The 1,335-nt window shown below is 70.0% G+C and carries 1 protein-coding gene; it reads right to left on the bottom strand.

What is annotated here, in order from left to right; translation table 11 throughout:
- Nucleotides 1-14: 14 nt before the first annotated feature.
- Nucleotides 15-1,097 (bottom strand): IS110 family RNA-guided transposase, encoded by a 1,083-nt coding sequence (locus EIY87_RS03845; protein WP_125306254.1) that lies wholly within the window; start codon nucleotides 1,095-1,097, stop codon nucleotides 15-17.
- Nucleotides 1,098-1,335: the final 238 nt, after the last annotated feature.

Here is a 1,335-nt window from a genome sequence, read left to right on the forward strand (position 1 = left end):
TGAAAGGGATGCTCCTATGGATGTCGAGGGGTGAGTTCGAGGCCGTTTGCGGTGATGATCCGGTAGAGCTCCCGGGCGATGTAGCGTTTGAGGCAGCGGATGATCTCTTTTTTGGTTAGGCCTTGAGCGGTGCGTCGTTGGAGGTAGGCGCGGGTGCGGGGATCCCAGCGCAGGCGGGTGAGCACGACCCGGTAAAGGGCGGCGTTGGCTTGCCGGTCGCCGCCGCGGTTAAGTCGGTGCCGGGTGGTTTTGCCGGACGAAGCCGGGATGGGAGCGGCCCCGCAGAGCATGGCGAACGCGGCTTCGGAGGTGAGCCGGTCGTGGTTTTCCCCGGCGGTGACCAGGAGCTGGCCGGCGACGTCGGTGCCGACGCCGGGGACGGCGAGCAGGCGTGGGCTGATCGCGGCGACCAGTGGGTGCAGGAGCTGGTCGAGGTCGGCGATCTCGGTGGTCAGCTGCTGGTGACGGCGGGCCAGGGACCGCAGGGCGAGCCGGGTCGCGGTGGCCGGTGCGGCAGTGTCGGCGGTGTCGGGACGCCACGCTGCGCAGGTGGTGATCAGCTTCGGGACCCTCAGGCCGCGTAGCCGCTCGCGCAGCGGGTCGGGCGCGGTGACGATCAGGGCTCTGATCTGGCGCTGGGTGTCGGCGCGCTGCTCGACCGCGCTGCGGCGGGCGACCCGCAGGGCGCGCAGGGCCTCGACCCGGCCGTCGCGGTGCTTGGGGATGCCGGTGCGTTCCGCGGCCAGGGCGGTCCTGGCGGCGGCGATCGCGTCGATCGGGTCGGACTTGCCCTGGAACCGGCGAGTTTTGCGGTGGGGACGGTCGACCTCGATGACCTCGACCTGTTTGCGGTGCAGTTGCCGGGCCAGTCCGGCGCCGTAGGCTCCGGTGCCTTCGACCCCGACCCGCCGCAGCGGCCCGAACGTGTGCATCCAGTCCAGCAGGGCGGTATATCCGGCCGGGTCGGCGGGGAACTGCCGGGTCCCCAGGATCCGTCCGATCGGGTCGAGCACGGCGGCGGTGTGGGTGTCGAGGTGGGTGTCGACGCCGCCGGTGATCTCGGGCAGTGGTGCGGGGTGGGGTGCGATAGTGGGCATTGTCGTCCTGATTGCTGCTGACGGTGGGCAGGGCGGCACGCACCAGCCGGGCAACGCGGGACAAGACAGAGATGGGGCCTCTGGCCAGGCTCCTATGAAGTCACCAACGCCCGTCCGGTGAGTGCGCGAGCACCTCCCGACCAGGGCCGACACATCCCGTCAAAGACCCAAGGGTCAGTCGTTCATAGGGTCAGACCCTGGCGGGAGGTGCTCACCCCCATCCTCTCTGTCGTTCATG

Origin of the sequence: Amycolatopsis eburnea, from assembly GCF_003937945.1 — a bacterium.
GTDB lineage: Bacteria > Actinomycetota > Actinomycetes > Mycobacteriales > Pseudonocardiaceae > Amycolatopsis > Amycolatopsis eburnea.

Excerpts from the sequence above, each read along its gene's own strand:
- EIY87_RS03845 (WP_125306254.1), bottom strand. The coding sequence starts at position 1,097 with ATGCCCACTATCGCACCCCACCCCGCACCACTGCCCGAGATCACCGGC.